Annotated in this window: 31 protein-coding genes and 1 pseudogene; 29 read left to right on the top strand and 3 right to left on the bottom strand. The window is 63.3% G+C overall.

Features of this window, described 5'->3' with window-relative positions; genetic code table 11:
- The 8 genes from GJW30_RS18985 (at position 1) to GJW30_RS18950 (ending at position 8396) form a co-directional block, all read left to right on the top strand.
- Positions 1 to 1488 carry an NAD-dependent succinate-semialdehyde dehydrogenase gene (locus GJW30_RS18985; RefSeq protein WP_096358927.1) on the top strand — a complete coding sequence of 496 codons (1488 nt, stop codon included), beginning with the start codon at positions 1 to 3 and terminating at the stop codon, positions 1486 to 1488.
- A 44-nt stretch (positions 1489 to 1532) separates the two neighbouring features.
- Positions 1533 to 2087 carry a YcgN family cysteine cluster protein gene (locus GJW30_RS18980; RefSeq protein ID WP_096357973.1) on the top strand — a complete coding sequence of 185 codons (555 nt, stop codon included), beginning with the start codon at positions 1533 to 1535 and terminating at the stop codon, positions 2085 to 2087.
- A gap of 315 nt (positions 2088 to 2402) precedes the next feature.
- Complete coding sequence (locus GJW30_RS18975; RefSeq protein ID WP_096357972.1) at positions 2403 to 3707, top strand: ABC transporter substrate-binding protein; 1305 nt, start codon at positions 2403 to 2405, stop codon at positions 3705 to 3707.
- A gap of 212 nt (positions 3708 to 3919) precedes the next feature.
- The gene (locus tag GJW30_RS18970; protein ID WP_096357971.1) at positions 3920 to 4819 is read left to right on the top strand and encodes a branched-chain amino acid ABC transporter permease; all 900 of its coding nucleotides are present in this window, start codon (positions 3920 to 3922) and stop codon (positions 4817 to 4819) included.
- Positions 4819 to 5760 carry a branched-chain amino acid ABC transporter permease gene (locus tag GJW30_RS18965; protein ID WP_096357970.1) on the top strand — a complete coding sequence of 314 codons (942 nt, stop codon included), beginning with the start codon at positions 4819 to 4821 and terminating at the stop codon, positions 5758 to 5760. The genes GJW30_RS18970 and GJW30_RS18965 overlap by 1 nt, the downstream gene beginning before the upstream one ends.
- The gene (locus tag GJW30_RS18960; protein WP_096357969.1) at positions 5760 to 6503 is read left to right on the top strand and encodes an ABC transporter ATP-binding protein; all 744 of its coding nucleotides are present in this window, start codon (positions 5760 to 5762) and stop codon (positions 6501 to 6503) included. Before GJW30_RS18965 ends, GJW30_RS18960 begins: the two co-directional genes overlap by 1 nt.
- Before the next feature lies 1 nt (position 6504).
- The gene (locus GJW30_RS18955; RefSeq protein ID WP_096357968.1) at positions 6505 to 7179 is read left to right on the top strand and encodes an ABC transporter ATP-binding protein; all 675 of its coding nucleotides are present in this window, start codon (positions 6505 to 6507) and stop codon (positions 7177 to 7179) included.
- A gap of 77 nt (positions 7180 to 7256) precedes the next feature.
- Positions 7257 to 8396 (top strand): alpha-hydroxy acid oxidase, encoded by a 1140-nt coding sequence (locus GJW30_RS18950; protein WP_096358926.1) that lies wholly within the window; start codon positions 7257 to 7259, stop codon positions 8394 to 8396.
- 147 nt (positions 8397 to 8543) lie between these two features.
- Here the strand turns inward: GJW30_RS18950 and pcaB are convergent, their stop codons facing one another.
- Complete coding sequence (gene pcaB / locus GJW30_RS18945) at positions 8544 to 9893, bottom strand: 3-carboxy-cis,cis-muconate cycloisomerase (protein ID WP_096357967.1); 1350 nt, start codon at positions 9891 to 9893, stop codon at positions 8544 to 8546.
- A gap of 81 nt (positions 9894 to 9974) precedes the next feature.
- Between pcaB and GJW30_RS18940 the strand changes: the two genes are divergently transcribed.
- Entirely contained in the window at positions 9975 to 10241 is a 267-nt protein-coding gene (locus GJW30_RS18940; protein ID WP_096358925.1) for a GNAT family N-acetyltransferase, read from the top strand.
- On the opposite strand, the gene GJW30_RS18935 is transcribed toward GJW30_RS18940, so the two are convergent.
- Positions 10238 to 10669 (bottom strand): DUF3617 domain-containing protein, encoded by a 432-nt coding sequence (locus GJW30_RS18935; RefSeq protein ID WP_096357966.1) that lies wholly within the window; start codon positions 10667 to 10669, stop codon positions 10238 to 10240. The genes GJW30_RS18940 and GJW30_RS18935 overlap by 4 nt on opposite strands.
- 171 nt (positions 10670 to 10840) lie before the next feature.
- Here GJW30_RS18935 and GJW30_RS18930 point away from each other — a divergent pair, with 171 nt between their 5' ends.
- The 10 genes and pseudogenes from GJW30_RS18930 to GJW30_RS18880 all read left to right on the top strand — a co-directional run bounded on the left by GJW30_RS18930 (position 10841) and on the right by GJW30_RS18880 (position 19726).
- A complete protein-coding gene (locus GJW30_RS18930; protein ID WP_096357965.1) occupies positions 10841 to 11644 on the top strand; it encodes a lytic murein transglycosylase in 804 nt (267 codons plus the stop codon).
- Positions 11645 to 11797: 153 nt separating this feature from the next.
- On the top strand, positions 11798 to 12340 hold the full coding sequence (locus GJW30_RS18925) for a hypothetical protein (protein WP_130364595.1): 543 nt from the start codon (positions 11798 to 11800) through the stop codon (positions 12338 to 12340).
- Positions 12327 to 13562: a DNA-packaging protein gene (locus tag GJW30_RS18920; protein WP_096357963.1), complete on the top strand. Its 1236-nt coding sequence runs from the start codon at positions 12327 to 12329 to the stop codon at positions 13560 to 13562. The genes GJW30_RS18925 and GJW30_RS18920 overlap by 14 nt, the downstream gene beginning before the upstream one ends.
- A 246-nt stretch (positions 13563 to 13808) precedes the next feature.
- A complete protein-coding gene (locus tag GJW30_RS18915) occupies positions 13809 to 14981 on the top strand; it encodes a phage portal protein (protein ID WP_096357962.1) in 1173 nt (390 codons plus the stop codon).
- A gap of 37 nt (positions 14982 to 15018) precedes the next feature.
- Complete coding sequence (locus GJW30_RS18910; protein WP_096357961.1) at positions 15019 to 15324, top strand: hypothetical protein; 306 nt, start codon at positions 15019 to 15021, stop codon at positions 15322 to 15324.
- Between the two features lie 101 nt (positions 15325 to 15425).
- The gene (locus GJW30_RS18905) at positions 15426 to 15986 is read left to right on the top strand and encodes an HK97 family phage prohead protease (RefSeq protein WP_096357960.1); all 561 of its coding nucleotides are present in this window, start codon (positions 15426 to 15428) and stop codon (positions 15984 to 15986) included.
- 74 nt (positions 15987 to 16060) lie between these two features.
- Positions 16061 to 17254: pseudogene (locus GJW30_RS18900) on the top strand (phage major capsid protein).
- 112 nt (positions 17255 to 17366) lie between these two features.
- The gene (locus tag GJW30_RS22765) at positions 17367 to 18302 is read left to right on the top strand and encodes a hypothetical protein (RefSeq protein WP_130364593.1); all 936 of its coding nucleotides are present in this window, start codon (positions 17367 to 17369) and stop codon (positions 18300 to 18302) included.
- 593 nt (positions 18303 to 18895) lie between these two features.
- The gene (locus tag GJW30_RS18885) at positions 18896 to 19324 is read left to right on the top strand and encodes a hypothetical protein (protein ID WP_096357957.1); all 429 of its coding nucleotides are present in this window, start codon (positions 18896 to 18898) and stop codon (positions 19322 to 19324) included.
- Between the two features lie 30 nt (positions 19325 to 19354).
- Positions 19355 to 19726: a DUF2019 domain-containing protein gene (locus tag GJW30_RS18880; protein ID WP_096357956.1), complete on the top strand. Its 372-nt coding sequence runs from the start codon at positions 19355 to 19357 to the stop codon at positions 19724 to 19726.
- Positions 19727 to 19733: 7 nt separating this feature from the next.
- On the opposite strand, the gene GJW30_RS18875 is transcribed toward GJW30_RS18880, so the two are convergent.
- Positions 19734 to 20522 (bottom strand): S1 family peptidase, encoded by a 789-nt coding sequence (locus GJW30_RS18875; RefSeq protein ID WP_347337722.1) that lies wholly within the window; start codon positions 20520 to 20522, stop codon positions 19734 to 19736.
- 4 nt (positions 20523 to 20526) lie between these two features.
- Between GJW30_RS18875 and GJW30_RS18870 the strand changes: the two genes are divergently transcribed.
- Genes GJW30_RS18870 through GJW30_RS18825 form a run of 10 tightly spaced genes read left to right on the top strand, consistent with a single transcriptional unit; the run spans position 20527 to position 25103 of the window.
- Positions 20527 to 20829, top strand: coding sequence for a head-tail connector protein (locus tag GJW30_RS18870; protein WP_096357955.1), 303 nt, complete (start codon positions 20527 to 20529; stop codon positions 20827 to 20829).
- A complete protein-coding gene (locus GJW30_RS18865) occupies positions 20826 to 21149 on the top strand; it encodes a head-tail adaptor protein (protein WP_096357954.1) in 324 nt (107 codons plus the stop codon). Before GJW30_RS18870 ends, GJW30_RS18865 begins: the two co-directional genes overlap by 4 nt.
- 10 nt (positions 21150 to 21159) lie before the next feature.
- Positions 21160 to 21567, top strand: a complete 408-nt coding sequence (locus GJW30_RS18860; protein WP_096357953.1) for a DUF3168 domain-containing protein — start codon at positions 21160 to 21162, stop codon at positions 21565 to 21567.
- A 10-nt stretch (positions 21568 to 21577) separates the two neighbouring features.
- The gene (locus tag GJW30_RS18855) at positions 21578 to 21985 is read left to right on the top strand and encodes a phage major tail protein, TP901-1 family (protein WP_096357952.1); all 408 of its coding nucleotides are present in this window, start codon (positions 21578 to 21580) and stop codon (positions 21983 to 21985) included.
- Between the two features lies 1 nt (position 21986).
- Positions 21987 to 22334, top strand: coding sequence for a gene transfer agent family protein (locus GJW30_RS18850; RefSeq protein ID WP_096357951.1), 348 nt, complete (start codon positions 21987 to 21989; stop codon positions 22332 to 22334).
- Positions 22331 to 22525 carry a rcc01693 family protein gene (locus GJW30_RS18845; protein ID WP_096357950.1) on the top strand — a complete coding sequence of 65 codons (195 nt, stop codon included), beginning with the start codon at positions 22331 to 22333 and terminating at the stop codon, positions 22523 to 22525. The genes GJW30_RS18850 and GJW30_RS18845 overlap by 4 nt, the downstream gene beginning before the upstream one ends.
- Positions 22518 to 23153, top strand: a complete 636-nt coding sequence (locus GJW30_RS18840) for a phage tail tape measure protein (protein WP_096357949.1) — start codon at positions 22518 to 22520, stop codon at positions 23151 to 23153. The genes GJW30_RS18845 and GJW30_RS18840 overlap by 8 nt, the downstream gene beginning before the upstream one ends.
- A gap of 2 nt (positions 23154 to 23155) precedes the next feature.
- Entirely contained in the window at positions 23156 to 23794 is a 639-nt protein-coding gene (locus GJW30_RS18835) for a DUF2460 domain-containing protein (RefSeq protein WP_096357948.1), read from the top strand.
- A complete protein-coding gene (locus GJW30_RS18830) occupies positions 23791 to 24672 on the top strand; it encodes a DUF2163 domain-containing protein (protein WP_096357947.1) in 882 nt (293 codons plus the stop codon). The genes GJW30_RS18835 and GJW30_RS18830 overlap by 4 nt, the downstream gene beginning before the upstream one ends.
- On the top strand, positions 24669 to 25103 hold the full coding sequence (locus GJW30_RS18825; RefSeq protein ID WP_096357946.1) for an NlpC/P60 family protein: 435 nt from the start codon (positions 24669 to 24671) through the stop codon (positions 25101 to 25103). Before GJW30_RS18830 ends, GJW30_RS18825 begins: the two co-directional genes overlap by 4 nt.
- Position 25104: the final 1 nt, after the last annotated feature.

Raw genomic sequence — 25104 nt, 5'->3', positions numbered from 1 at the left:
ATGAGCATTTCGGACAAGCTGCTGGGCAAACTCAAAGACCCGTCGCTGGTGGTCGCCAAGGCGTATGTCGGCGGCGAATGGGTCGCGAAGAGCGACAGCGGCAAAAGCTTCGACGTGACCAACCCGTCGACCGGCGACGTTATCGCGTCGCTGCCGGATCTCGGCCGCGCCGAGACGGCGCGAGCGATCGATTTTGCCTACACGGCGCAGAAGGCGTGGGCGGCGAAAACCGGCAAGGAGCGCGCGGCGATCCTGCGCAAGATCTACGATCTCATGGTCGCGAATGCGGACGATCTTGCGACGATCCTGACGACCGAGATGGGCAAGCCGTTCGCCGAAGCGAAGGGTGAGATTTTGTACGGCGCGTCGTATGTCGAGTGGTTCGGCGAAGAGGCGAAGCGCGTTTACGGCGACACCATTCCGGGTCATCAGCCGGACAAGCGCATCATCGTGATCCGCCAGCCGGTCGGCGTTGTCGGTGCGATCACGCCGTGGAATTTCCCGAACGCGATGTTGGCGCGCAAGTTCGCGCCTGCGCTGGCGGCGGGCTGCGCGATGGTGTCGAAGCCCGCGAAGGAAACGCCGCTCTCCGTCGTCGCGCTCGCGGTGATCGCGGAGCGCGCGGGTCTGCCGGCCGGCATCTTCAACGTCATCCTGTCGAAGACGTCGTCGGATATCGGCAAGGAGTTCACCGAGAACGAGAAGGTGCGCAAACTGACCTTCACGGGCTCGACCGAAGTCGGCCGCATCCTGATGAAGCAGGGCGCAGATCAGATCATGAAGCTCGGCCTCGAGCTCGGCGGCAACGCGCCGTTCATCGTGTTCGACGATGCGGATATCGACGCGGCCGTTGAAGGCGCGATGATCTCGAAATATCGCAACAACGGCCAGACCTGCGTCTGCGCCAACCGGCTCTACGTGCAGTCCGGCGTCTACGATCAGTTCGCCGAGAAGCTGGCCAAGAAGGTCGCGGCGATGAAAGTCGGCGACGGCTTCGAAGAGGGCGTGACGGCGGGGCCGCTGATCGACGCGAATGCGCTCGCGAAGGTCGAGGAGCATATCGGCGATGCGGTCGAGAAGGGCGCGAAGATCGCGCTCGGCGGCAAGCGCGATGCGCGCGGCGGCTTGTTCTTCCAGCCGACGGTGCTGACGGGCGTGACGCGCGACATGAAGGTGGCGCGCGAGGAGACGTTCGGCCCGGTGGCGCCGCTGTTCCGCTTCGAGACCGAAGCGGAGGTGATCGAGATGGCCAACAACACAGAATTCGGCCTCGCGTCTTATTTCTACGCGCGCGATATGTCGAAGATCTTCCGCGTCGCCGAGGCGTTGGAATACGGCATGGTCGGCATCAATACGGGGCTGATCTCGACCGAAGTTGCGCCGTTCGGCGGCATCAAGCAATCGGGCCAAGGCCGCGAAGGCTCGAAATACGGCATCGATGACTATGTCGAGATGAAGTATCTCTGCCTATCGATATCGCCGAACTGATTTTGCGGCTCGCATAACGCCGCCATGAGCGTTAGATAGCGCTCATGGCGGACGAACCTTTTTGGCGCACGAAGACGTTGCACGAGCTGTCGCAGGCCGAATGGGAAAGCCTGTGCGACGGCTGTGGCCGCTGCTGCCTCGTCAAGATCGAGGAAGACCTCGATGACGAGCCGGTGGTCTCCGGCGAAACGCCGAACCCAGATATCTATTTCACGGATATCGGTTGCCGCCTGCTCGACGCGCAGAGTTGCCGCTGCAAGAATTATCCGGGCCGGACCAAACTCGTCTCCGATTGCGTGCGGCTGACGCCGGATGTGGTCGGCGAGATCGGCTGGTTGCCGCCGAGCTGCGCCTATCGTCTCGTCGCCGAAGGACGCGATCTTTACTGGTGGCATCCGCTCGTCTCCGGCGATCCCGAGACCGTGCATCAAGCCGGCGTCTCGGTGCGCGGCAAAGTCGCGGGCTCGGAAGACGAGATCGACACCGCGACGTGGGAAGACCGCATCGTCGGCTGGCCGCTGAGGTTGCCGAAGCGAGCCGCGACGCGGCCGACAGCGCGTTCGCATGTCGCCAAGAAACTTTCGAAAGCTTCTGGCTAGTCCTCGCGCCTTACTCTCCGTCATGGCCCGGCTTGTCCGGGCCATCCACGTCTTCTCTTTGTAGCCCGGATGAAGCGGGCGGCGAAGCCGCGCGCGAAATCCGGGACAGCGACAGCCGCACTTCCGTCCACGTCCCTGGATTTCGTTCGGCGCGCGCGCGAGAAGCGCGCTGCCTCGCTTCATCCAGGCTACAAATGCGGTGGCTTCGATGACGAGTTTTCCGGCAGGCGGACATTTCGCCACTGTTGATCTTGCGGGTTCTCTCGGCCAATCTAGGCGCACAAAATAATAAGTCGCCTAGGGAGAAGAACGACAATGAGCTTCGTGCGGAGTTTGATCGCGGCCGTGGGATTGTCCCTCGCCGTCACCGGCGCGGCATCTGCGCAGCAGAAGCCGGCCGAACTGAAAATCGGCATCACGACATTCCTGTCCGGACCGGCGTCCGTGTTCGGCGTGCCCGCGAAGGCGGCAGCCGAATTGCTCGCCGAAGAGCTCAACAAGAAGGGCGGCATCGGCGGCGTGCCGGTGAAGCTCTCCTTCATCGACGAAGGCGCGGGCGGGGAAGCGCTGGTGTCGAACTATCGCCGTCTGGTGACGGACGAGAAAGTTGACGTGACCTTCGCGTCGATTTCGAGCGGCAGCTGCACGCAGCTCGTTCCGCTCGCCGAAGATCTCAAAATCATGAACTTCATGTGGGACTGCGGCGCTTACTCGATCCTCGAAAACAAGAAGCACCGCTACAATTTCCGCACGCAGGCGAACGGCGCGGCCGAGATGATGGCCGTCATCACGTATCTCCTGAAGGTGAAGCCGGACTTCAAGACCGTCGCGTTCGTCGCGCAAGACTATGCGTGGGGCCGCGAGAGCCACGACATCATTTCGAATGCGCTCAAAGTTCTGAAGCCTGACGCAAAGTGGGTCGCGGAGTTCTTCCCGAAGTTCGGCGCGCCGGATTATTCGACCGAAGTCTCGCGTCTGCTCGCGCTGCGTCCCGACGTCGTGATCACGACGTCGTGGGGAGGTGATCTCGACACCTTCGTGCGCCAGTCGGGTCAGCGCGGATTGCTCAAGCAGTCGACATTCGTGCTCGCGATCGGCGAGTCGTCGATCCAGCGTCTCGGCAAGGATCTGCCGGAAGGCGTGATCGTCGGTGCCCGCGGCGACCACTATTTCCTGCACCCGGAATTCAAGAACGAGCCTTCGTTCAAAGCTTACGTGCAGGCGTTCAAGGACAAGACCGGCGCATTTCCGATATATCCGGCGTTCCACATGAGCCAAGCCTTCACGGCGCTCAAGGCCGCTTACGACAAGGCAATCAAGGCGAACAACGGCAACTGGCCGTCGCGCGAGCAGGTCGTCGACGCGATGTCGGGTCTTGAGTTCAAGGATTTCGGCCGCCCGATCAAAATCCGCGAAGAAGACGGCCAGGGCCTCGAGGCACAGATCGTCGGCACGACGAAGCAAGTGCCGGAATACGATTTCAAGGTGCTCGACAACATCATGGTGTTCGACGCCGAGAAAGTCGCGACGCCGGCCGGCCAGAAGACGATCGATTGGGTGAAGACGCTGAAGCCCGACTTCGTGAAGATGGAAGCGAAGACCTACAAACACGGTCAATAAACATCGCGGCTGTCATCCCGGCCAAGCGGATTGCGGCTCGCTCTTGCGAGCACCGCAAGACGTGCGAGCCGGGACCCAAGTACCCCGGTGTTCATCGTCGTTGACGCAGGGAAACATGGATCCCGGATCGGCTTCGCTGCGCTTTGCGCAGTCTAACGCCGTCCGGGATGACATCCGAACGATACGTCCTCTCAGAAAGTCGAATTTCGGGAATGGATTCCACAATCATCATATTGGCCGCGATGGACGGTGTCGCTTATGCGGCGCTGGTGTTCCTTGTCTCGGTCGGCCTCAGTTTGATCTTCGGCGTGCTGCGGATCGTCAACGTCGCGCATGGTTCCCTTTATGCTTACGGAGCTTATGTCGCGGCGAGCCTCGCGCTCGCGGTGAGTGGTATCTCGCCGTGGCTGACCTATCCGGCGCTCATCGTCGCCTCGATCCTCGTCGGCGTGCTGATCGGCGGCGCGATGGAGTATTTCCTGCTGCGGCCCGTCTATGGCCGTGAGGAAGTGCTGCAGCTTCTCATCACGTTCGCGGTGTTCATGATCATGGACAACGTGCAGCGTTTGATCTGGGGCGTGCAGCCGATCTCGATGGCGGTGCCGCTGACGCTGTTGCCGAATGTCGAAATCTTCGGCGTGAATTACACGTCGTATCAAGTGATCCTGTTGCCGGCTGTCGCGCTGCTGGCGCTAGCGGGCCTGCGTTACTTCCTGCGGTATACGCTCTCGGGCGCCGTGATCCTCGCCGTGACGGAAGATCGTGAAGCCGCGACGGCAATCGGCATCGACGCGAAGCGCGTGTTCCTCATCACGTTCATCGTCGGCGCATCGCTGGCGGCACTCGGCGGCGCGCTGGCGTCGCCGACGACATCGTTGCTGCCCGGCATGGGCACCGAGATGATCGTGCTCTCTTTCGCGGTGGCGGCGACGGCCGGCCTCGGCCAGATCGAAGGCACCGCCGTCGCGGCACTGATGATCGGCCTCGCGCGCGCGTTTGCGATTTATACGTATCCTGAGTTCGAAGTGCTGGTGCCGTATCTCATCATGGTTCTGGTGCTGCTGATCCGGCCGCAAGGCCTGTTCGGCGTCAATCGCGTGAGGAAGATCTGATGCGCGGGTCTTCGCTCATTCTCATGCTGGGGCTTGCCGCCGCTGCGGCGGCGGTTCAGTTCGTCGCCCCAAATTCGACGACGCTGCTGACGCTCATCCTCGCCAAGGGCATCGCGGTGCTCGGCATCGTCGTGTTGCTGCAGGCAGGCCAAGTCTCGTTCGGCCACGCGATGTTCTTCGGCGTCGGCGCTTACGCGGCGGCGTTCCTCGGCCGCTGGATGGGCAGTGGCGAGCTGCTGTCGTTTCTCGTGCTTGGGACGCTGCTGTCGGGAATCTTCGGCCTCGTCGTCGGCTTGTTCGTCGTACGCTACCGCGAGATCTTCTTCGGGATGCTCAATCTCGCCTTTTCGATGGTGCTGTGGTCGCTCTTGGAAAAGATGTTCCATTACACCAACGGCGCGGACGGCATTCGCGTCGCGCGGCCGACGCTGCTCGGTCAGACGTTCTCGCCGCAGAATTCCGAACTCGTCCTGTTCTACATGACGCTGTTCCTGGCCTTCGTCGCGACGATTTTGGTGCAGCGGTATCTCGACTCGCCGCTCGGCAACATGCTTCGCGCGATCAAATCGAACGAAACGCGGCTCGAATATCTCGGTGTGTCGCCGCAGCGTGTGCTGCTGTTCGGCTATGTCGTCTCGGCCGTCCTCGGCGGCATCGGCGGTGTGCTGGTCGCAGTAGCACAGCAGATCGCGACGCCGGAATTTGCCTTCTGGACGAAATCCGGCGAGTTCGTCTTCATCGCGATCCTCGGCGGCTCAGGCCATGCGCTCGGAGCGTTTGCGGGCGCGGCGGTGTTCGAACTTGTGCGCGTCTACGCGTCGGCGTATCTCGAGAATACGTGGCAGCTCATCCTCGGTGTCGTGCTGATCGTCATCATTCTCTTCGCACCGAACGGCCTCGTCGGGCTGTTCCGGCGCGCCCAGCAGGCAAAGGATAGCTGATGTCCGAAGTCCTGCTGCAAGCGAGAGGTTTGCAAATCCGGTTCGGCGGCGTCGTTGCGGCCGACGGCATCGACCTCGACATCATGCGCGGCGAGCGCCTCGCGATCATCGGACCGAACGGCGCCGGCAAGACGACGTTCCTCAATATCTGCACGGGGTATCTTAGGCCGCAAGGCGGCACCGTTTCGTTCGAGGGGCACGAGATCACGGCGCAGCCGCCGCGCGAGATCACGCGGCTCGGCATAGCGCGCGCGTTTCAGATCCCCCAGCTCTTCGCCGAACATTCGGTGATCGAATGCATGCTGATCGCGGCGGCGTCGCGCGAACGCAGATGGGCGCCGCTGTCGCCACTCGCCGGCATTCCGGAGCGCGGCGAAATGGTGAAGCTGCTGGAGCTCGTCGGCTGCGCGCATGCGCAGAACCGCCGCGCGGCGGAGTTGCCGGAAGGTTTTCGCAAGCTCGTCGACATCGCGGTCGCGCTGGCGCTCAAACCGCGCCTTCTGCTGATGGACGAGCCGACGTCCGGCGTCGCGTCGGCCGAGAAGTTTCAGATCATGGACGTCCTCGCGGCGGCGCTCGCCGAACAGAAAGTGACGTCGGTCTTTGTCGAGCACGACATGGATGTCGTCACGCGCTTCGCTGATCGTGTCGCCGTGTGGAGCGGCGGGCGCATTCAGAAGATCGGCCCGACCGCCGAAGTTCTCAAAGACGCGGATGTGATCCGCACCGTGACGGGGCGATAACATGTTGCGCTTCGAAAACGTCGATGTCTCGATCGCCAAGATCCCGATCCTGCGGGCGATCAACTTCACGCTGAATGCGGGCGAGACGATCGCGCTCATCGGCCGCAATGGCGCGGGCAAAACGACGACGCTGCGCACCGTGATGGGTTTTACACAGGCGACCGGAGGCATCGCTTTTGAAGGCAAGGACCTCATGGAGGTCGCGCCGCACAAGCGGCCGCTGCTCGGCATCGGCTATGCGCCGGAGGATCGGCGTTTGTTTTCGGCCTTCACAGTGGCGGAAAATGTCGCGCTGCCGGGCCGGGTCGCGAAGCTCGGCGAAGCCGAGATCGCGCGACGGCTCGACCGCGCCTACAGCATTCTGCCGGAGCTGAAAGAACTTGGTCCGCGTCCGGCCGGTTCGGTGTCGGGCGGGCAGGGTAAGATGGTCGCGCTCGGCCGCGCGCTGATGCTCGGCACGAAGCTTGTTCTGCTCGACGAACCCTTCCAAGGTCTCGCACCGGTGTTGGCGAACCGTTACGCCGAGGCGCTCCGCCGCCTGCGCGATACAGACCCGACGATCACGCTGGTGATCACGGAATCCAACCCGGAATTGCTGACGCAGTTTGCCGATCGCACGCTCGTCATCGAGCGCGGCGAGATGCAGCCGGAAGGCGCCGTGCTCGCGCATGCGTGATCTTGGAGAGACGCGCGACGTTGACATTCGTGTGCCGTGAGCGCGACAAGGTCGGCGACTATCGAAAGAATGAGATCATGACGGACAAACCTTCAGACACTTCGACCGCCGATCCGCGCTCTGCCAGCGCCGCGCATCCGTTTCAGAATCTTCACGAGATCATCGCGAAGGCGCGGCAGAATCTGAATCAGAACGATTGGGATTACATCGTCGGCGGCACCGAGAGCGAGACGACGCTGAAGCGTAACCGCATGGCGCTCGACACGACGGCGTTCCGTCCGCGCGTGCTGCGCGATGTCAGCAAGGTTGACTGCAGCACGACGTTGCTCGGCAAAAAGCTGCGCTTGCCGCTGATGCTGGCGCCGGTCGGCTCGCTCGAGCAGTTTGCCGAAGGCGGCGGCGCGACGTCCGCACGCGCTGCCGGAGAATTCGGCATCGCGCACATGCTCTCGTCCGTCTGTCAGCCCGGCATGGAAGAAGTTGCCAACGCTGCGCCGGATGCGATGCGCATTTATCAACTTTACGTTCGCGGCGATGCGGGCTGGACCGATGATCACGTCAAACGCGCGATCAACAATGGCTACAAGGCTTTCTGCCTCACGGTCGACACCGCGCATTACAGCCGCCGCGAGCGCGATCTCGCCAAGCGTCACGTCACGTCAGGTCGCCGCAGCGTCACGCAGGGCGGGCAGAGCTTTCAGGCGGGGCTCGATTGGAGCAGCGTGAAGCGCATCAAGGACAACTTCGACATTCCGCTGATCCTCAAGGGGATCGCGACGGCGGAAGATGCCGAGATCGCCGTCGAGCACGGCGTCGACTGGATTTACATTTCCAACCATGGCGGTCGCCAGCTCGATCACGGCCTCGGCTCGTTCCAGGTGCTGCGCGAAGTTGCGAAGGCCGTGAAGGGCCGCGCGAAACTGATGGTGGATGGGTCGTTCAATCGCGGAACCGATGTCGTGAAGGGCATCGCGGCGGGTGCCGATATCGTCGGGCTCGGCCGCATGCAGTGCTACGCGCTGTCGGCTGGCGGCATTCCGGCGATGCATCGCATGCTCGAATTGTTCGAGGATGAAATTCAGCGCTCGCTCGGCTTGCTCGGCGTGAATACGTTTGCGGAGCTCGACGACAGCTATCTGACGAGTGCGCCGCCGGTCACCGACCCGCACGTGCTCAGCGCATTCCCGCTGCTCGACGTCACGCCGTATCGGTATTGAGAATCTGGCTGTCTCTGCCCTCATCCTCCTTGGCTCAATCCTCAGTCTCCGTCATGGCCCGCTTCATGCGGGCCATCCACATCTTCTGTTGTGGAGATGAGGCAAGACGTGGATGGCCCGGACAAGCCGGGCCATGACGGCCGAGATTTATGGTTTCTCTTTCGCCACGACGCGGTCGACCATTTCGCCGGCGACGCCGACGTAGTTGGCGGGATCGACCAGCTTTTCGAGTTCGGCGCGCGACATCACTTTCGCGATCTCCTTGTTCGACGTGAGGAGTTCAATCAGCGGCACGCCGCTGCGGACGACTTCGCGGCAGATGTCCGCGACGAGATGATGCGCATGCTGGCGGCCGAGATGCGGGCCGAGGCCCATCATGACGGCTTCCGAGACGATAAGGCCTTTGGTCAGCGCGAGGTTGCGAAGCATCTGCACGGCATCGACTTCGAGACCTTCGGTGAGTTCACGCGTGTGGCGCAGAACGCCGGACGTCAGCAGGAAGATTTCCGGGATCGCGATCCACTCGATCTCCCACGGTCCCGTCATACGTTCGTGATCGCCGACGGCGGCTTCGAGCAGCGCATTCGCGTTGTGGCGGACGAGCGATGCGCCGGTGTGGATGAGCGGGCTCGAGACCGGGTTGCGCTTTTGCGGCATCGTGCTCGAGGTGCCGCGGCCTGCGGCGAAACCTTCGCGCACTTCGCCGACCTCGGTCTGCATGAGGAGCTTCACGTCGGTCGCGATCTTCGCGCAGGTCGCGGTGAGGAGGGCGAGGAACGCGCCGACTTCACCGAACCGGTCGCGCAACGTGTGCCACGTGATGTCAGGTTCGCCGAGCTTTAGCTCTTTCATCAGCGCGGCTTGAACCTTGAGACCGTCCTTGCCCAGCGATGCCAGCGTTCCGACGGCGCCGCCGAATTCGCCCACGAGAACGCGGGCTTTGAATTCACGCAGGCGTTCGCGATGACGCTGCATCGCGGCGAGATACGTCGCGCATTTGTAGCCGAAGGTGATTGGCACGGCCTGCTGCAGTTTGCTACGGCCCGCCATCGGGAGATCGCGGTGCTTGACGGCGAGCGCCTTCAGCGCGGCCGCGATGGCGTCGATGTCGCGTTCGACGAGTGCCAACGCATCGCGGATCTGCATGACGGTCGCGGTGTCTGTGATGTCCTGCGTCGTCGCGCCCCAATGCGCCCACTCGCCGTGTCCGTCCGCGCAGGCCGCGACGATCTGCGCGACAAGGCCGATGATCGGCGAGCCGGCGCGATCGGTTTGTTCTTTGAGTTTAGCTAGGTCGATCGTCTCGATGCGACATTTTGCGACGATCTCGCGCGCGGCGTCTTGCGGGATGACGCCGAGTCCAGCTTCGGCGCGGGCGAGCGCTGCCTCGATCTCCAAATAAAACGCGACGCGCGTCTCGTCGGAAAAAATCGCGCGCATCTCGCTTGTGGTGAAGAGATCGCTGAATATCTGCGAATCGAGTGTTGTCGCTGGCATGAGGTTCTCGGGTCGCGCCGAATGGCGTTGTCCGAAGCGTGCGGCTTAACGCGGCTGCGGTCAACTTGGACGGAGAAGGCGATGGTTGTCGATCATCCGGAGCGGTCGCGGTACGAGCTGCCGCTGGAGCGCGAGATCGCCATCGCGGTCTATCGCGATAGCGGCAACGTGCGCGCCATCACGCATACGGAAGTGCCTTACGCGCTGCGCGGAAAAGGCATCGGCGGCCAGCTCGTTGCCGGCGTGCTCGACGATATCCGCGCCAAGGGAATGAAGGTCGTCCCGCGTTGCCCGTTCGTCGCCCGCTATATCGCGGAGCATCCGGACTACGCGGACTTATTGAGTTAACCGCGGCAGTTGCCGACGCGGACGCCTGAGCCGACCATGGTCACGGTTCCGGAGCCCTTCGGCGAGCGCATGGTCATCGTGGTCGAGACGCTCATCTGCGTCGGAGAATTTATTGTCACCGTCGACGAGACGTCGGTGGTCACGTCGCCCTGCTGGCAGCGCAGGCTCGACGACAGCCGGCCGACCCAAGCCGTATTGCTGGTGAGTGCGCAGCCGCGGCCTGACGGAGCGAAGTACTGACCCGGGTTCTTGGCTTGCGCCGGGCTGACGCAGCGGGTCGTCGCTTTCGCGCGCGCCTTGCCGTTGCCTTGAGTCTGCTGGGTAAAACGCCAGCGGCCGGGCTGCATTTCCTGCGCGGCGGCGCTTTCGATCGACCAGCCGATGACGCAGAGAGTGGCGGCGAGAAGGAGGGGGGCGGTCGCGCGCATGGAATGGGCCTCGTGTTGAAGGTTTAGCCCGATACAACCCGCGTGGGGGCAAAAGCAAGGCAAGTGCCGGGGTTATCTGCCGTATTTTTTACCCGGTTCCTCAGTATTCAGGCGCTTGGCGGCCGACTAAGATCGCGGCCGAATCGTCAGGTGTCTCCCTGGAGGACGAATATGCGGGGTCTAACCCGAATTGTCGGCGCCTTGTTGATCGCATCTTGCGCGGCGACACCGGCTCTTGCGGCGCAGTGCGGCGGCGACTTCGAAAGCTGGCTGCCGAATTTCAAACGCGACGCGTCTGGACAAGGCGTCAGCGCGCGGGGGCTCGCGGCTCTCGATGGTGTCACGCAGGACCCGACCGTGTTGCGGCTCGACCGCAACCAGGGCCATTTCCGCGTGCCGTTTGAAGAGTTCATCGCCAAACGCGTGACGTCCGGCCGGCTCGCTAAGGGCCGTCAGATGTTGCAGCAGCACGCGGGCACGCTGGCGCGCGTCGAAGCGCAGTACGGCGTTGCGCCCGAGATCATCGTGGCGATCTGGGGCATGGAGACGGACTACGGCGCCGTGCAGGGCAAGCAGAGCGTGGTGCGCTCGCTCGCGACGCTCGCGCACGATTGCCGGCGCACCGAGATGTTCCAGCGCGAACTCATCGCGGCGCTGAAGATTATCGATCGCGGCGATTTCTCCTCGGCGGATCTGCGCGGCGCGTGGGCCGGCGAGATCGGGCAGACGCAGTTCCTGGCGTCGAACTTCGTGAAGTATGCGGTGGACTTCGACGGCAACGGCCGCCGCGATCTCATCCGCAGCGTGCCGGATGTGCTCGCCTCGACGGCGAACCTGCTGCGCAGCCACGGCTGGCGGAAAGGGCCGTACGGCGAGGGCACGGCGAACTTCCAGGTCCTCAATGAGTGGAACAAATCCAACAACTACCAGCGCGCAATCGCGCTGTTCGCACAGCGGCTCGTTAGCGGACAGTGAAGAATTAAGGAAAATAATCTCTCTATAGGAAAATACTGGTTGACATCGTGACGATGTTCCTATAGTGTTTGGTCATGCTCCACAATTGTAACTAAGAGGGCGGCGGTCGAGCCGCCCTTTTTCGTTGTGAAGCGTCTGCGAAGTGAGGCGGGCGTGATCAGACTGAAAGATGTTTCTGAGGAGAAGAAGGAAGAAGCGCGCCAGCGCTACAACGAAACCACCGAGCCGCTCACGTCGATAGCGGAATGGCTCAAAATGTCACCGCCGACATTCCGCCGGCGGATGATCGAGTGGGGTGGTTTTATCCCGCGCGAAAATGCACGGCCGCCGATGCTGCGGTCCGCCGCAGCGCCGCCGCAAGAAGACAACACCGAAGAACTCGATCTCGCGACGCGCATGCAGCGCGCCGCCGAGCGCGATCTCGTCGCGGTCGAGCGTGTAGCGAAGCGGCTTTCCAATGGGCGCGGCCAATTCGTCGAGGCGGAGCGCGTCGCGCGGACGCTCGCGAGCCTGACGCGCACGCTGACGAAGATTGCGGAGTTACGCGCCGCCGATGCAGCCGCGTCACCAACCGAAGACAACGATGACATTCCCACCGACCTCGACGAACTCCGTCGCGCACTTGCGGCGCGAATGGCTCGCCTTGCTGGAGACGTGGGGGTGGAGGGCCGTGATAGCGGCGATGACGCCGGCTGAGCTTCGCGCCGTTTGGCACGTGTGGCCGCTGGCAGCGCTGCCGCATCAGTTTCCGCCGGACTCAATCGAATGGGGAACGTGGGTGCTCCTTGGCGGACGCGGCGCCGGGAAGACGCGTTCGGGCGCTGAATGGGTGCGCCACGCGGTCACCGAAGAAGGCCACGAGCGGGTCGCGCTGATCGGTGGCACTTTTCACGATGTGCGCGAGGTGATGATCGAAGGCGTCGCGGGCTTGCTGCGCTGTGGGCCGCCGAACACGCGGCCGCGCTGGATCCCGACGCGCGGGCGGCTCGAATGGCCGAACGGCGCGATCGGGGAAGTTTATTCGGCGGACGACCCGGAGAGTTTGCGCGGGCCGCAATTCGACGCCGCCTGGCTCGATGAATTCGCCAAGTGGCGTTACGCGGAAGCCGCATTCGACATGCTGCAATTCGGACTGCGCCTTGGTGCGCGGCCGCGTCAGGTCATTACGACGACGCCGCGGCCGCTGCCGATTCTGAAGAAGTTGCTCGAACGCAGCAGTACCGTCGTGTGCCGCGCGACGAGCGCCGACAACGCGGTTCATCTCGCGCCGACGTTTCTCGCCGCGATGACGGAGCGCTACGGCGGAACGGTGCTCGGGCGGCAGGAGCTTGGCGGGGAGATCATCGCGGATCGCGTCGATGCGATGTGGTCGCGTGATTGGATCGAGCGTAGCCGTGTCGCGGTGATCCCGCCTTTGATCCGCATCGTCGTTGCGGTCGATCCGCCGGCCTCGTCGCGAAAAGGCGCGGATGCCTGCGGGATCGTTGCGGCGGGACGCGACGATGGCGGTATCGTCTATGTCATCGCCGACGAGTCGTCGGGCGGTCTGACGCCGGCGGCTTGGGCGGCGCGCGCCGTCGCGCTGTGGCGGCGGCTTGAGGCCGACGTGCTCGTCGCCGAGGTGAACCAGGGCGGCGAGATGGTGCGCGCGGTGATCCGCGAGCAGGATGCCGAAGTGCCGGTCGTGACCAGGCACGCGCAGCGCTCGAAATACGTCCGTGCCGAACCGGTGGCGCAACTCTACGAGCAGGGCCGCGTGCGGCACGCCGGCGTCTTTCCGGCGCTGGAAGACGAGATGTGCGATTTCGGGCTCGACGGGCTGACGTCAGGGCGCTCGCCGGATCGGCTCGATGCACTGGTGTGGGCGATTTCGGAACTCACTTTTGCGCGCGGCGCTCCGCGTGTACGGGGGTTGTGAAGCTTAAGTTGTCTCTCGCTGCGCTGACGTCAGATGCGGAGTCACCTCTCCCATTGGGAGAGGTCGACGCGCGCAGCGCGGCGGGTGAGGGGATTGTGGCTCGCGGTAGATCTTAACCCCTCACCCGGACTGCCATTCGCTTCGCGAACAAGACGCAGTCCGACCTCTCCCCATGGGAGAGGTTAGAGCTGCGGCCTGCGGCAGGTGCCGCAGGCCATTCGAATTTCGGACAGTTGTCGAGGCTTCATGCTGAAACGTTTGCGTTCGCTGCTCCGCGCGCCGGAGGAGAAAGCCTCGCGCGTGTCGAACCTCATCGCGCTCGGCCAGCTCGGCAAGGCGCGCTGGACGCCGCGCGATTACACGCTGCTGACGCGCGAAGGCTACGTCAAAAACGCGATCGTGCATCGCGCCGTGAAGCTCGTTGCGGAGAGCGCCGCGTCGCTGCCGTGGCTCGCGCATGTCGATGCGGTGGAGAATGCGGAGCATCCGTTGCTCACGCTGCTCGCGGCGCCGAATGCACGGCAGAACGGCGCGGGGCTGATGGAGATCGCCTACACGCATCTGCTGCTCGCCGGAAACGCGTATCTCGAAGCGGTAGCGGTGGGCGATACGGTGCGCGAGCTCTACGCGCTGCGGCCGGACCGCGTGCGCGTCGTGCCGGGGTCGGATGGATGGCCGGAAGCTTACGAATATGCGGTGTCGGGACGGACGATCCGCATGTCGCAGGCAGACGGCCCGGTGGCGCCAATCCTGCAGCTGACGCTGACCAATCCGCTCGACGATCACTACGGCTTGTCGCCGCTCGAAGCCGCGGCCTACGCGCTCGACACGCACAACGCGTCGGCGAAATGGAACAAAGCGCTGCTCGACAATGCGGCTCGGCCCTCCGGCGCATTGATTTATTCGCGGAGCGACGGGACGACGCTGTCGGAAGCGCAGTTCACGCGGCTCAAAGAAGAGCTTGAGACGAGCTACCAAGGCAGCACGAATGCGGGACGGCCGATGCTGCTCGAAGGCGGGCTCGACTTCAAGTCGATGTCGCTGACGCCGAAGGACATGGATTTTCTCGAGGCGCGCAACGCGGCGGCGCGCGAGATCGCGCTCGCCTTCGGCGTGCCGCCGATGCTGCTCGGCATTCCGGGCGACAACACATATTCGAATTATCAGGAAGCCAACCGAAGCTTCTGGCGGCAGACGGTGCTTCCGCTCGCGGCGCGCACGGGGGCGGCGATCTCGCAATGGCTGGAGCCCGTTTACGGCGCGGTGGCGCTGACGATCGATGCAGACCGCGTCGATGCGCTGAGCGTCGACCGTGCCGCAGCGTGGCAACGGCTCTCCGACGCGAGCTTTCTTACCATCAACGAGAAGCGCGAGGCGCTTGGTTACACGCCGATCGAGGGCGGCGATCGCCTCGCTTAGTCATCTCAAGCAGAAGCTCGAACAAGAGAGAACAACAATGAGCGATCTGGTCAATCACTTCGCGCATCGCGGCGACCTTGCGCATCTCGCTCTTTTTCTCTGGGCGAGCTGGTCGACCGCGCTTTTGATTTTCAGCCTGCGCGAGCTGACCGGCGCGATGCGCCGGTTCGACGATTTCGTCCGCGAGCTCGCCCGTTTCAACGAGAGATTTGGAAACTCTAGATTTGGAAATTCCGATGGAAAAACTGAACAGCGTCCTGCGCGCCATTCGCGCGCCGTCAGAGCCGAAGACGGACCCGGTGAAGATCTTCCGCGAGTTCGTCGATCATCTCGGGCGCATTGAGAAGACGAAGCCGCGCAAGAAAGCGCGGCCAGCCCGGCGCGGCAAGTGCTGACGCGCGAACCAGCTAGCGCTTCTTTTCTCCCTCACGAAAGACCTGATGGATGCACGGATTTTGGGTGCAGGACGGACCGCGCCTCGATGCGGACGGCACGATCGAAGGTTACGCCAGCGTCTTCGGCGAGATCGATCAGGCGCGCGACATGGTGCTGCCGGGTGCCTTTCGCGAAACGCTGAAGCTGCGCGGGCATCATCGTGTGCCGATGCTGTTTCAGCACGATCCGGCCGAGCCGATCGGCGTGTGGCTCGAACTGCGCGAGGACTCGCGCGGGCTGTTCGCGCGCGGGCGCTTGATCCCGGATGTTGCGCGCAGCCGCGAGGTTTTGGCGCTGCTGCAGGCCGGCGCGATCGACGGCCTTTCGATCGGCTTCAAAGCCGTCAAAGGGCGGATCGATCCGAAGACGCGGGTGCGCAAGCTGCTCACGATCGATCTCTGGGAAATTTCCATCGTCACGTTTCCGCTTGCGGACGGAGCGCGCGTGCGCCGGGTCAAGGGTTTGAAGTTTGCCGACCCGCCGGGGCGCGCTCGCGCGATGGCGCCGCGTGCTTCGCCGGCGCGGCTCAAGGCGGAGACGCTGTGGCGAAATTTGCAAATCAATATTTGAGCGATTTTCTGGAGAGAGTTTTTATGGATAGCGAGACGAATTTCGAGACGAAGGCGGCGTATTCGGCCGACGCCATGCAGATGCATGGCGATCTCATGCGCATGTTCGAGACCTTCAAAGCCACCAACGACGAGCGGCTCGATGTGCTGGAGCGCCGCGGTGGTGATGTTGTCGCCGAAGACAAGGTCGCGCGCATCGACGCGGCGATCGAGCGGCAGGCGCGTTTGATCGACGATCTCATCGTGAAGAGCGGGCGCCCGGCGCTCGATGGCGCGGCGCGGCCGACGCGATGGGCGGAGCGCGAGCACAAAGCCGCGTTCGACGATTACATCCGGCGCGGCGAAGTCGGCGCGTTGCGCGCGCTCGAACAAAAGGCGATGTCGATCGGCTCGAACCCGGACGGCGGCTATCTTGTGCCGCCGCAGATCGAGACCGATATCGGCCGCCGCTTGGCCGCGATCTCACCGATCCGCGCAATTGCGAGCGTGCGCGAGGTGAGTTCGTCCGTCTACACGCGGCCGTTTCTGACGACGGGCCCGGCCGTCGGCTGGGTCGGCGAATCCGCGCCGCGCCCGCAGACGAATTCGCCGACGCTGGACGCGCTCGCATTTCCGACCGCCGAACTCTACGCGATGCCGGCCGCGACCGCGGCGCTGCTCGACGATGCGGCGGTGAATATCGACGAGTGGCTGGCGGGCGAGATCGACACGGCGTTCGCCGAGCAGGAAGGCGCGGCCTTCGTCAAAGGCGACGGCGCCGGAAAGCCGAAGGGTTTCGTTTCGTATCCGACGGTCGCGAATACGGCGTGGACGTGGGGCAATATCGGCACGTTGTCGACCGGCGTTGCGGGGGCGTTTGCGGCGAGCAACCCGTCCGACAGTCTCATCGATCTCATCTATGCGCTGCGGCCGGGCTATCGGCAGAACGCGGTGTTCGTGATGAACCGGAAGACGCAGAGCGTGATCCGCAAATTCAAGGATGCAAGCGGCGCGTATCTCTGGTAGCCGCCGGCGACGGCAGGCGCGCGCGCGAGCCTGATGACGTTCCCGGTCGTGGAGGCCGAGGATATGCCGGACATCGCGGCAAATTCGCTCTCGGTCGCGTTCGGCGATTTCAATCGCGGCTATCTGGTGGTCGATCGCCAGGGCGTCAACGTGCTGCGCGATCCCTACAGCGCGAAACCGTATGTGCTGTTCTACACGACGAAGCGGGTCGGCGGCGGCGTGCAGGATTTCGACGCGATCAAGCTGCTGAAGTTTTCGACCTGACGTCGTGTCGCATGACGCCGCGTTGAATGACGTAGCGTCCCTGACGGCGTGATCCAGCGGCGCTCGCGAGGGCGCCGCTTTTTCTTTCCCCCGACATCGATGGAGGCGTTCGTTGCTGAACGCTGAAGCTTGGGCTGCGCACAACGCGAAGCGTTGGATGCGGCCGGATGCGGCGCGATTTACGCGGCCGACTTACGACGCGAACGCGGTGCGCGACGCGCGCGCGGTGCACGCTGCGGGAGCGCAACTTTTGCTTGCGGGCCTGCGCAGCGCGAATTTGTTGCTGAAGGGCGAGGCCGAGGGCGGCGACGAAGAAACCCCCGAGGGGTCCTACGGCTACCACTGGGAGGATCAGCCACGCGCTCCCGCCGGCGGCCCGGATGGCGGGCAGTGGGTGAGTGAGGGGGGAGGGGATGGGGAGAGCGGGAAGGATGGTGGGGATGATGGCGGAAAGGAAGATGATGCCGGCAAACCCGCCTCCGAATCTGAAAAGGATGACGGTCCTGGCGCAACTCCTGATGATGCGCCTACCGATTTCAGTGATAACAGGCGTCGCTCTCCATCCGTCCATTTTCCCGGGTCAACACTCGCCCAGCAGGTCCGTTACGAGGTTGCTCGTGTTGACGCCAACAATGCGATCCAGCGAGTTCAAGAAATTCAGCCCGGCTGGCGGGCGCCGAGAGATCTAGGCGCTTCCAATATCGAAAGCGCGATCACTAACTTTCAAGCTCAACGATGGGCTGCAGAGGCGCGTTTCCAGGAGCTTCAATGGCACGGCCGCACTGTAGGGCCATTTGCAGGAGAAGGGGTGCCACTAACTGCGCCGCGCGGTACCGTTGCAGAGCGAGAGCAAGTCTATCTGAATGGACTGCGATACGGATGTCATACATGCGGAACCTTCAATTTTGGTACAGCATCGGGCAACCCGTATTTAGACCATCAAAGGCCTACTTCGATAAACCCGGCCGGCGCGCAGCAATTCGGATATCCCCATTGTGCGGGCTGCAGCTCGAGGCAAGGCGTGCATCTTAGGTGGAACAAGTATTGAGAGACCCGCATGACTACCTTCAAAACCATTGTCAATGTTCGGCATCCTATCATTTTTCTGCGCGAGTCGGTTCATTTCACCATTCCGGTCGTCGACACGTGGGACGGGATTTGGACAACGTCTACTTGTGTGATTTCAAATTGTCAGGGTGAGGTCGACGGCGATGCCCATATAGCTCTGGGTTTCGGCTTGAAGCAGCGCGATAGTGCCAAACTAGTGTTTGATGGGACAATCGAGACGCCATCTCGGGCGCTCGTACTTGAAACCACGGTTGAAGAGCTGACGTCCTTTCAGGTTCTAAACGCATCGACGCGAGTACGAGTATGGACTGACGGATCTAAGCATTCGCCTTACATAGATTTTGAACTCGTGAGGTCGACGGAGCCCACCTAAAATTACTACGGCGTCGCTGCGTTTGCAGGTCAATTTAAGATAGCCCGGATCGGCGCGAGGCCACTACAGTCGCCCGTGCCGAATGATATTTGTGACAATACACACGCGAGATTTTCGAGGTAGATAATGGAGCGTTCAATGTGCAGCACAGATGACGCTCATGAACTTGATGTCGTTTGGCGCGAAGGCGCAGGTGTTCGTTGATCGAAGTCATTACGAGGACGGTACGCTTGAGTTGCGAGGACGACGATGAGCAATCGGAGATTTGGGAGAGGCTTTACGAGCAGATCTTATCGCTACTTTCCCGGTATGGGGTCGATAACGCGTTTGGAGACGGCGATTGCTTTTTGGTCGATGACAACTACGGCTGGAAGCGTCACCACGTAGAGGTTCATCAGTTCCATATGTTCCGCCCCGACATCGTAGCAAAAGTACGGTCCTTGCTGGATGAATTTCCTGAGTGGCAAATCGTTATGCAGATTGGGGTCGTAGGCACCGAAGCTTGGCCGAACATGGGCCTGACCATTCGTAAGCACGAAATTATCGAAGTCCTGCGGCGTGAAATGCTTCCAGAGCCTTTCAAAAACTACCAGTACCCAGGGGCTCGTCCGGGAACCGAATACGACTGATCTGAGATTATTTCAGCGTACGGCTTGCAAATGAGAAAGCGCAGTCTGCCTGGCCAATCAAACGAGCAACTGGTCGGCTACTTTATCGAGATCGCAGTTGCTCAAGAATACGAGCAGTCGTACGGGTCGATTGCGAAATACAGTCGGCTGTTCCACCAAATGCAGGCTCTAGTTTCAGAACTGAAAAGTCGGACAGGCGATCAGCGCCGATTGCTCATCGATCTGCATAAACACGAAAACTGGCACGTTCGGTACAAAGCGGCGAAGGCTACGCTTGCCGTTGCTCCGGTGGAGAGCCGGCAGCTGTTGGAGAGAATTGCCGCGTCGAACCATTTTCCAGAGGCTGGGGAAGCAGGCATGACGCTGGTGGCTTTGGATCGCGGCATTTACAAGCCAACATAGGCGCAACCTAACCACCCAACCGCCGCAGCGTCTGCAGGATCCAATCGCGGTAGCGCAGGATCGGCGCGACGCCGGTGAGGCCGCCGCAGCCGGCGGTGTTGCCGGGGCCGGTCGACCACGACACGACGCCGACGATATCGAGGCTGCCGGGCGCGAACACTGGGCCGCCACTGTCGGCCGTGCAGGCCCCTTGACCGGCGCGCCCGTTGCGCGTCGCCGGATCGACGAGCCGCAGCTGCAGTCCACCCGGCGTGCCGGTCGCGACAAGGCGCGCCGAGCGCAGCGTGCCGCCGGAGCGGCCATCACCGAGCGCGGTCACGCCGTAACCCGTGACGATAAAGCTCGCGCCGGCTTGGGCGACCCCGGCGGTGCTCAACGTTGCGGGCATGATCGCGGCGGGCAGCGGGCTCGCGAGCTTAAGGAGCGCGATGTCGGCGGTGGCGCGGTGCGACTGCATCGCCTGCAGCGAAAATTGCGGATGCCGCACGATCTCGCGGACGTCCTTCAGCGTCGGACGGCGCGCCGCATCGTATTCGACGATCTTGTAGTCGGCGCCGGGCGGCACGCAATGCGCCGCCGTGAGCACAACGTCGCGCGAGAGCGCCGCGCCCGTGCACGAATTGCCGCGCGAGCCGACGATGAGCACCGCATGGCGGCTGCCGGTTTCCGGCGTCGCGAGCGGCGTGTTGCCGACCATCGCGTGAGCCGGCAGCGACACGGCAAATGCAAAGAGAGCGAGAGCGAAGCGCATGCGGCGGTTGAGCCGCATCGCTTGCGTGTTGTCAATCGGGATCACAGTCATGGCCGAAGCTGGGTTGAGCGCCTCGGAGCCGATCGGGCTCGACGAGGCGAAGGCATTTCTGCGCGTCGCGCATGCCGACGAGGATGCGCTGATCGGCACGCTGATTGCGGCGGCGCGCGACTATGTGGAAACGCAGACCCGCCGTGAGCTGGCGGCCGATGTGCCTGCAGCGTTGCGCCAGGCGATGCGGCTGCTGATCGCGCATTGGTACGAACACCGCGCCACGGCGAGCGACCGTGCGGCGCAAATCCCCGATGGGGTCGGCGCGCTGATCGCGCCGTATCGCGAGCTTTCGCTGTGATCGATCCAGGTCAACTCAAGACGCGACTGACAGTCGAGAAGCCGATCGAAACGCCGGACGGCGCCGGTGGTGTCACGCGTGGCTACGCCGTTGCCGCAACCGTGTGGGCCGCGGTCAATCCGGTGTCGCTTCGCTTCGCCACTGTCGCGGAAGCACCCGGCACGACGGTGACGCACATGATCGTCGTCCGCGCGCCGCTCGATGTCGGTGTGCGGCATCGCCTGAGTGCGGGCCCACGCGTCTTCCGCGTCATCGCGGTCTGCGAGCAGGACGCGGACGGCCGCTTTCTGTTGATCCGGGCCGAAGAGCGCCGCGACTAGGAAATACTCAATGCCATCTGCTGCCGTGGCGCTGCGCGCCGCGATCCATGAAGCGTTGTCGGAGGATCCGACGCTCGTCGCCGAACTTTGCGGCGCGCGCATCTACGACGAAGCGCCACGCAATGCGAAGTTTCCCTACGTGACGCTTGGCGATGCGCGATCGTTCGACTTCTCCGCCGGTGACGAGCGCGGCGAAGAGCACCGCATCGTGCTGCATGCTTGGTCGCGGCAGGGTGGGCATAGCGAAGCACATCGCGTTGCAGGAGCCGTGATGCAATCGCTCGATGACGCGGACCTCGATCTCAAGGGGCACCGGTTGGTGAACTTGCGCTTTGCGGTCGCGGATGTGCGGCGCGAGGCCGATGGGCGCACCTACCACGCGATCGTGCGCTTCCGCGCCGTTACCGAACCAGTTTGAGGAGCCGCGAATGGCAGCACAGAAAGGCAAAGACCTCCTGATCAAGATTCAGGATGGCACGGGGTATACGACGGTTGCGGGGCTGCGGACGCGGCGGCTCGCCTTCAACGCGCAGAGCGTCGACATCACGCATGCGGAATCAGCGGGGCGTTGGCGCGAATTGCTGGAAGGCGCAGGCGTCAAGCGCGCCTCGATTGCCGGGCGAGGCTTGTTCAAGGACGCAGCGTCCGACGCGCTGGTGCGGCAGACATTCTTCGACGGCGCGGTGAAGACGTATCAGATCATCGTGCCGGATTTCGGCAGCGTAACCGGGCCGTTTCAAATCTCGAACCTCGAATTCGCCGGCGAGCACGACGGTGAAGTGACCTACGAGATTGCGTTGGAATCGGCCGGCGCGCTGACATTCGCGGCAGTGTGACATGGCGAACCGGCATCGTGGAGAGATTGAAGCGGAACTCGGCGGCGTGAAGCGGCGTCTCGTCTTGACGCTCGGCGCGCTGGCCGAACTGGAGGCCGCATTCGGGGCCGACGACCTCGTCGCGCTGGCCGAGCGCTTCGGCAGCGGACGCTTTCGCTCGCGCGATCTTATCCGTGTGATCGGCGCGGGCCTGCGTGGCGCGGGCGAAGCGATCAGCGACGACGACGTCGCGCGCTTCGATGCACCGGACGGAGCGGCGGGCTTCGCGCGCACAGTGGTCGCGCTATTGGCAGCGACATTCGGAGAGGCGGATGCGCGCCCTCGGCAGGCGGCGGAGCAACCCGGGTGACACCCTTTCCGTGGGCGGACGTGATGGCGTTCGGCCTCGGAGTTCTGCGACTTCCGCCCGATGCGTTCTGGCGCATGACGCTGCGCGAGATCGCCGGTGCTGCCGGAATGCGGAGCGGCGAGCGCGCGCTCGATCGCACAGCGTTCGACATTCTGCGCGGCCGTTTTCCCGATGGAGTCCTGAATGAGTGATGACGACGACAGCACCGATGATTTCGACATCATGACGGAAGCTGAAGTTGGTGGTGGTAGCGGCGGCGGTGGAAACACGAAGAAGGCTGCGTCCAGCGCCGCTGCGTTCGGCAAGGCTATTTCGAGTGCCTTCGCGAAAGGCATCGCCAATGGCAAACAGCTCGACGACATTCTGAAATCGCTATCGGCGCGGCTCTCGGAACTTGCGCTCAAAGCCGCATTCAAGCCGATCGAAGACATCATCACCAAGAGTATCGGTGGCCTCCTCGGCGGCTTGTCGAAAGGGTTCTCCGGCGGAATGGGCGCAGGCAGCGGATTGATTGGAGGCGGCGGGATGGGCGGGACCGGCGTCACGCCCTTCGCGGATGGCGGCGTCATTGCGTCGCCGCATTATTTCCCGCTCGGTTCGCACGGTACGGGTCTTGCGGGCGAGGCAGGGCCGGAAGCCATCATGCCGCTGTCGCGCGGCGCCGACGGACGTCTCGGTGTCGCGGCCGGCGGAGGCGCGCGGCCGTCTTCGGTCACCATCAACATCGCAACACCGGATGCGGCGAGCTTCCGCCAATCCGACGTTTATCTTTCGGGGCTCATCGCAAAAGCGGTCGGGCGCGGGCAGCGCGGATTGTGAACATGGCGTTTCACGAAGTTTCGTTTCCGCTGGAGATCGCGCTTGGATGCTCGGGCGGGCCAGAGCGCAAGACCGAGATCGTCCGCGTCGGTTCCGGGCGTGAGGAGCGCAATGCGCGGTGGGCGCATGCGCGGCGGCGCTACAACGCGGGTTATGGCGTTAAGACATTCGCGGCCTTGTCGCAGGTCGTCGCGTTTTTCGAAGAGCGGCGCGCTCGGCTCTATGGATTTCGTTGGCGCGACCGCCTCGACTCGTCATCAGCGGAGCCGGGGCGGGCCATTACACCGTTCGATCAACGCGTCGGAACAGGTGACGGTGCGCGTGCATCGTTTCAACTGCAGAAGATTTACGGCGCAGCGTTTGCGCCGTATGCGCGCCCGATCGTCAAACCGGTGACGGGCAGCGTGCGCGTCGCGGTGGGCGGCGCCGAGAAAGTTGCGGGCGCGGATTTCATGATCGACGCGACGACAGGCGCCGTGACATTCTCGGCTGGGCGTTTTCCGCCGAAGGATGCGGCGGTGACGGCGGGATTTCGGTTCGACGTGCCGGTGCGCTTCGACACCGATTACTTAGAGGTCGATCTTTCGGCTTTCGAGGCGGGGCAAATTCCGAACATTCCGCTGGTGGAGATCGTGCCATGAGGGCGATCCCGCAAGCTTTGCAAGTTAAACTCGACGCCGGCGCGACGACGCTCTGCCGTTGCTGGATCGTAAAGCGGCGGGATGGCGCGGTTTTGGGGTTCACGGATCACGATCGCGATTTGACGGTGCAAGGTGTGCGTTGCCGCGCCGGCACCGGCTTGAGCGGCACCGAAGCGACGCAGACATTCGGGATGAACGTCGACGGCGGCGAGGTGAGCGGCGCGCTTTCGGACGAAAGCTTGAGCGAGAACGATCTCGCGGCCGGATACTACGATGCCGCCAACATCGACGCATATCTGGTGGATTGGTCGGAGCCTTCGCTTTTTGTGTTGCTGCATGCTGGGACTATCGGCGAAGTGCGGCGCGCGGATGGTGCTTTCACGGCCGAGATCCGCGGGCCGGCGGCGCGATTGGAAAATGAAAGCGGCCGTTTGTTCACGCCGCGCTGTTCAGCAGAGTTCGGCGACGCGCGCTGCAAAACGAACACCGCGGCCGGATGGTCGGCGAATTGCACGGTCGTCGCCGTAGAGTCGGCATCGGCGGTTGTCGTTGCGGGCTTGGGCGGATTTGCCGCGCAGATGTTTGCGGCCGGAAAACTGACGTGGACGAGCGGCGCGAATGGCGGCAGCTCGACCGAAATCAAAGCGCACGCGGTGAATGGTGGCGAAGTGCGTCTCGCTTTTTGGCAGCCGGTGCCGCGCCCGATTGCGGTCGGAGACGCATTCCGCGCTGTCGCGGGATGCGACAAACGCTTCGAGACGTGCCGCGACCGTTTCGCGAATGCGGTGAATTTTCGCGGCTTCCCGCACATTCCGGGCAACGATTTTCTGGTGCGCTATCCGCTGCCCGGCGACACGTCCGAGATCGTCACACCGTGACAGCGTCTTCGATCGGAGAGGCGGCCGTTGCCGAGGCCCGGTCGTGGATCGGCACGCCGTATCAGCATCAAGCATCGCTCAAGGGCATCGGCTGCGATTGCCTTGGGCTGGTGCGTGGTGTTTGGCGCGCGCTCCACGGGGCCGAGCCGCAGATTGTTCCGCCGTATGCGCCGGATTGGGCGGAGGCGAGCGGCGGTGAAACGTTGGCCGATGCGCTCTCACGTTATTGCGAGCGAGCCGATGTCAATGCGCCGATGGCGGGAGACATCGTGCTCTTCCGCTGGCGGCAGGGTCTCGCGGCGAAACACGCGGCGATCGTTTCGCATGGCGGCCTGATGATCCACGCGCACTACGGCATTGCGGTGAGTGAAGTTGCGCTGTGCGGTTGGTGGCGGCGGCGCGTTGCCTTCTCGTTTCGATTTCCCGGGTAGA

Source organism: Variibacter gotjawalensis, assembly GCF_002355335.1.
In the GTDB taxonomy this organism is placed as follows: domain Bacteria; phylum Pseudomonadota; class Alphaproteobacteria; order Rhizobiales; family Xanthobacteraceae; genus Variibacter; species Variibacter gotjawalensis.
This window is presented reverse-complemented; position numbering and strand designations above follow the sequence as displayed.